The sequence below is a fragment of the Mycobacterium sp. TH-M25 genome (genome assembly GCF_057473665.1).
Window position 1 is genome coordinate 1 of record NZ_JBYCLA010000108.1, and the last position, 5,346, is coordinate 5,346.

Below are 5,346 nucleotides of genomic sequence, written 5' to 3' on the forward strand. Positions count from 1 at the left end.
CACCGGACCGGAGAAAGAATCCTTCTAAGAATTTTTCTCGGGGTGGCGCCATTGTCTGAGATTGTGTGCCCCACCGCGCTGCTGGGCCAAGCGCCCGGGCGGTCTCGCCAATCCTTAAGGTTCGCCGCGTCCCAGGTCGTACTACTCCAGACCATCCGTAACCATTTGCTCGATCTCGGTGGCCGACTTCGTCATGAGGTGGCTGAAAATTGTAGCATTAACGACCGTGTTCCCCGAGCGCAACTCGGCGTTCTCGGCTGCGAGCTGCTCGCACGACGGAGCATCGGGCACGAACACACCATGCTCGTCACCGGCGCGAGATCAACCCGACACGCCGACAAAAGCCACATCAGGCCCATCAGCGCCAGCTCAATTGCTAAGTAAGCCCCTCCTGCTGCCTCCACCGTGTCCAATGTCTGTCCGAAGTGGATTGCCGCAATGTGCTGAGTCTCTCACATAGCATATAGTATCGAGCGCCGACCTGTCAGAAAATAGTTGCTCAATCCGGCCACTATTTCCCCGCACCCATTCGATTTCCTTTCCCGAAGACAAATATTCAATCTCACTGTCTTCATCTAAATATTGTTTGACGAGCGATACCCAGAACCAATTCTCTGTCATTGCCTGCGCGGTAAGTGCAACAGTAAGCTCGAATTGTCCTCGGTCGTTGCCTAATTTCCAACTCAGGATAGGACCTGCAAGTTGCAGAGATGCGTCGGTCGTGGCCAGCCCACGGGTCTTCGAATCTGTAATACGATAGCGCGGATCTAGGTAAAGCACCTCGAAGTATTTCACAAAGTACTCTGAAAGCGTTTTCATTTACGAGGTTTGTTGCTGGGCCCGAATAACTTGGTGGCTTTCTCCTCTTCCAAGTCAATGAGCACCCTGCAGGAAGTTGCAGCGGCCGAATCGTCGGCGAATAAATCCTCCACACGATTGATGTTCCGGCTCAACCATGATGCGATTTCTTCGGTGAGCACTGTGCCGTGCTCTTCCTCGTGGTCTAGGTATTGCCGGACCGAGGTTATCCGAAACCAGTTTTCGGACGTATCCATTTTCGTTGGCGCAACCACCAGCCGAATCTGGCCTCGATCGTTGGTGAGTCGCCAGCTCAGGATGTCACCGGTCAGCCGTAACGATGCGTTTTCCATCGCCGAGCCAGTAGTACTGGAATCGGTAATGCGATACCGCGGATCCAAATACAATATCTCAAGGTACCTAAGGAAGGATTCGAGTAATCGCTTCATTTACCGCCCTCCTTGAGTTGGGGGAACGAATGTATTAGAACCACTACGTTGATACCCATGTGCTTCGAGATACCTGATTTCTGCGGCAGTGTATGAGTCCTCAGGAATCATACGGGCCGGCACTGACAACGTAATAGTGTCGCGGTTTGCGATAGCTATATCGAGTACATGCTGGTTCGCTGCGAGTCGTTCGGTTGGAGTGGCCGCGTTCCATGCTTCCCCGATGTCAAAGTAACTGGCTCCGCGGTCTTCTGCGACCTGGATGTAAGAGGGGCTGCCGTCCGCCGGTCTAAATGGTCCGAGGACGGTTTCGCCGCTACCAGTGAGATGCTGTTCGGACAGTGTCCGCAGCTCTGGGGTCATGTGGTCGAGCGGGTTGTCGAGGGTGAACGCGGGCCCAGATGTCGCAGGGTCAGGGGGCAGCGGGTGCGCGTGGTCGCCGGCAGGTAGCGGTGGTTCGTGCTGGCTGTTTTCGGGCAGCGGGTGGTCATGTGTAGCCGGCGGTGAAGGGTGGTCGCCGGCGGGTAGGGGGCCAGGATGCTCGGCGGCGCCGGGCGGCGTGTGGGGTAGGGGATGGTGGGCGGCTAGGTCGTTGGTGGCGGCTTCGGCGCGGTGTTCTGCCTGGACGAGGGCGCGGGGCAGCGCGTTGTCGGCGGTGACGCCGGCGGCGGCGCCGGCACCGGTTTCGGCGGCTTCGCGGGTGAACAGTGCTCGCATGCCCTGCCAGGTGGCTTCGGCGCCGGCTTTGCCGGCCATGGCGGTGGGGCCGGCACCCACGGCGCCGAAGATGGCGTTTTGTAGGAGTTCGTCGTTGGGGATGGCGCGGCCCTCATCGAGGATCCGGGTGCCGACCAGTTTGCCGTCTTTGTAGGTGTAGTAGGCGTGGGTGCCTTGGTCGAAGATTTCGCCGGTGCCGTTCTTGAGCGAACCGGCGACTTGCATCGTCTGCCCGTTGAGGTTGTAGCTGAACAGCAGCTTGCCGTCGGGGCCGATGGTCACCGATTTGGGGTCGATACCGGAGTAGTCGGGGATTTTGCCGAGGTTGTCCAGGGCGTCGGCGAGGTTGTGTTTCAGTTGGGGCAGGTTGGCCATCGCGGCCTGCGCCTCGGGGCTGCCCGCGCCGTCTGTGTAGGCCGCGACCGACGCCTCATCGAGGGCCTTTTGCGCGGCGTTGACCCGGCTCATCGCGTCCACGACGGCCTGGTTGTTGGCCTGGCCGAGGTCGTCGAGCGTCGATTTGGCATTGGGCGCATTCGGATCCGAGGGCGGATCGCCCGCTTGCCCGTTCGGCGATGGGGTTCCGGTGGCGGCGCGCAGCACCGCGGCCAGATCGGTGTTGGTTTTCTCGGCGTTGCCCAGCAACGCGGTGATCTTGTGTTGGAGATCTTCGACTTTGGTCTTGACCGTCTGCACGTCTTGGTCGGCCCACCCGCTGGTGTCGGGTGGGATCACGGTGTTGGTGTGGGTGTCGATGCGGACCGCCGGTGTGGCGTTCGCCTCGGTGAAGATGTCGGCGAGTTGTTTTTTGACCGCTGCGGCTTCCTGGGCGGCGTGGCCGGCACCCAACGCGACTTTGAATGCGTCTTGTGCCGAGAGCTCCATTTTGCCGCTGGTCTTGGCCAGCGCGTCCTGGGCGGTCGTGCTGGCTTCACCGTGCCAGGTGGCGAACGCCGGAAGGTTAGGGATGTTTTGCGCGGCTTCGCGGCTGTGCCGGGCTCGTGCCGCAGCGGCCTCGCCGACCTCGGTGATCGCTTCGGGATCCCACTCCTGCAGCTCGGCGATGCTCAACCCCACCCGTCACATCCCTATGCCCATACGCTCGGCCAGGTCTGAGACGGCGGCGTCAATGATGGTGCCCGCGTCGGTGTCGGACGTTTCGTAGTTGCTGGCGGCCTTCCGCAAATTGTCGGCGTGTTCATAAAGTTCGCGGTGGTGGCTGGCAGTTTCGTGGGTCCAGTGCGCCACCAACTCCGCTAACGCCACTGCAGCCGGCCCGATGAATCCCCCTTGGGCGGCGGCGATGCGCTCATGGGCTGCCACATGGGCTGCCAAGAAATTACTGGCATGCGCGTCAACATGCTCACCGGCCAAACGCACATCCGCCGGGTCGACCTCCACATTGTCGCCCACCACGATCTCCCCGATGTCTTGCCTCGAGATTGAAACGGTTCGCAGAAGTTTACCGCTGCCCGGACACGACTCGACGCGGCAAAAGTAGCTATTGAACTTGCAAAGCCTCACGGAATAGTGTTGGTCGCGCAAGGTGCCCCGTGCGCGGTGATGCACCGACTGACGAATCCGGAGTTCGCTGATTTCCGAAACAATTACGGCCGCAATCGCTGCATCGCCGCTTTGAAGTCCCGGTTCGGGCGGGCGCCGGGCAGCACCTCCGCGACGTCGCGCAACGCAGTGTCGACGTCGACGCCCCGCTTCCGGGCGCCGTAGAGCGCGGAGATGGTCGGCGTGCGGCTGTAGGCCTGCACGCAGTGCAGGAACACCGTCCGGCCCTCGGCGCGCAACTGCTCCACCGCATGCACGGTGTCGAGCAGCACGAAGTCTAGGTTCTCGTTTTCGCCGACGTAATCGATGAGCCGAACATCCAGGTGGGTCACGCCCTCGGGCACCTGCCCGTCGTCGACGCGGCACAACGAAACGACCGCATCGACCTCCGTCGGCAGCTTCTGCAGCGCAGCAACGCCACCGATCCACAGCCCGTCGTCATAGGGGTGCTGAACGAGCTGGCGCGATTCGGGGTAGCCGCCGTAGGTGTAGTCGAACCGGTCGGGTTGACCCTTGTTGATGATCTTGTCGGCAAGCGCGAGCAAGCCGCGGGTATCCAGACCCGGCCAGCCGTGCAACATCAACCGCCAACGCGCCGGCACCGCGGATGCGCCGTACGTCGCACCGAGCAGGCCGCCGGCGATGGCCGCAACGGTGTCGGTGTCGTTGCCGCCGCGCACGGCGGCCTCCAAGGCGAGCCGCAGATGGTCGGCACGAAACACCTCCGATGCCGGATCATCGACGGGCACCGGGGTATTCACGATCGCCGACCACGCGCCTTGCAGCGCGGCGACGACCCAGCCGTTCTTGGGGGCGAAATCCGACGGCTGCGAGGCCTCAGCCTCGTCCAACCGAGACGACCACAGCGCGCGACGCTCGGCGGGAATGCGGTCCACGCCGCGGCGCACATCGATCTCGCCGGTGACGATGGCGTGCCGGATCGCCACGCACCACAGCACGCACGCGTCGCCGGCCTCGGGATCGAAGTGCGTCAACTCGCTGACCGCACGGGCGGCTTCGACGAGCGCGTCCTCGTCGTCGAGGTAGGCAAGTGCCACCGGCGCGGTCCGCATCAGCGATCCGTTGCCCGCGGTGCGGCCGCTGCGCTTGTGCAGCGCCTCGGACTCCTCGCGGACGGTGCACGCCGAGATTCCGCGCGTCTTTGCGGCCGATAACACCGAACTGGTCTGCACACCAATGTCTTTGGCGGACTTTGCCCAGAAGCTCCAACGTTCTGCCAGGTAGTCCTGCGCCTTCTGGTCGTGCAGATCCGCTCCGGTGGCTGCGATCTCGGCGATCGCGATTGCCATCGAGGTGTCGTCGGTCCACTCGCCGCGCTCGAACGCGCCCAGTCCGCCGCCGATCATGTCGACCGCGGCGCCGGGCGGCATCGGCGGATCGAACTCATATCCGGCGCCGAGAGCATCCCCGGCTGCGGTGGCGAGTAGCGCGCCGCAGGCTCGATCACGTTGTGCAGCAGTTAAAGTCATGGCCAACCTCCTTGGTTGTGGGTGATAGATGACGGGGCTGGTCGTCATCAGACGAAACCTTGGTCGACGAGGACCGAGCCGTCGGGCGTCACCAAATGGGCTTGGCCGGACCCCTCGACCAGGCCGCACCAGCTTTTGACTTCGAGGGCTCCGCGTTGCAGCTCGATGTGGAAGCCGTACTTGCCCGGTAGCGGGAACCACACCCGCTGGCCGGGCAGCTCGTGCAGGATCTCCACCGGCGGATAGCGCAACACCGTGCGCAGGTCGCCGTCGAACAGCCTTCCGGCGATGCGACCATCGATGAGCTTGGCGAGCTCTTCGTCGAGTCT

5 protein-coding genes and 1 pseudogene are annotated in these 5,346 nt (G+C 62.7%); all 6 read right to left on the bottom strand.

The window, feature by feature from the left end:
• Nucleotides 1-369: 369 nt before the first annotated feature.
• Complete coding sequence (locus AC2VOU_RS03785; protein ID WP_486956146.1) at nt 370-819, bottom strand: hypothetical protein; 450 nt, start codon at nt 817-819, stop codon at nt 370-372.
• On the bottom strand, nt 816-1,205 hold the full coding sequence (locus AC2VOU_RS03790) for a hypothetical protein (RefSeq protein WP_486956147.1): 390 nt from the start codon (nt 1,203-1,205) through the stop codon (nt 816-818). Before AC2VOU_RS03790 ends, AC2VOU_RS03785 begins: the two co-directional genes overlap by 4 nt.
• A gap of 42 nt (nt 1,206-1,247) precedes the next feature.
• A complete protein-coding gene (locus AC2VOU_RS03795; protein WP_486956148.1) occupies nt 1,248-3,041 on the bottom strand; it encodes a hypothetical protein in 1,794 nt (597 codons plus the stop codon).
• A 3-nt stretch (nt 3,042-3,044) separates the two neighbouring features.
• Entirely contained in the window at nt 3,045-3,380 is a 336-nt protein-coding gene (locus AC2VOU_RS03800; protein ID WP_486956149.1) for a WXG100 family type VII secretion target, read from the bottom strand.
• 191 nt (nt 3,381-3,571) lie between these two features.
• Nucleotides 3,572-5,017: an ADP-ribosylglycohydrolase family protein gene (locus tag AC2VOU_RS03805; RefSeq protein ID WP_486956150.1), complete on the bottom strand. Its 1,446-nt coding sequence runs from the start codon at nt 5,015-5,017 to the stop codon at nt 3,572-3,574.
• Between the two features lie 47 nt (nt 5,018-5,064).
• A pseudogene (locus tag AC2VOU_RS03810) lies at nt 5,065-5,346 on the bottom strand (ankyrin repeat domain-containing protein); the annotation flags it as partial.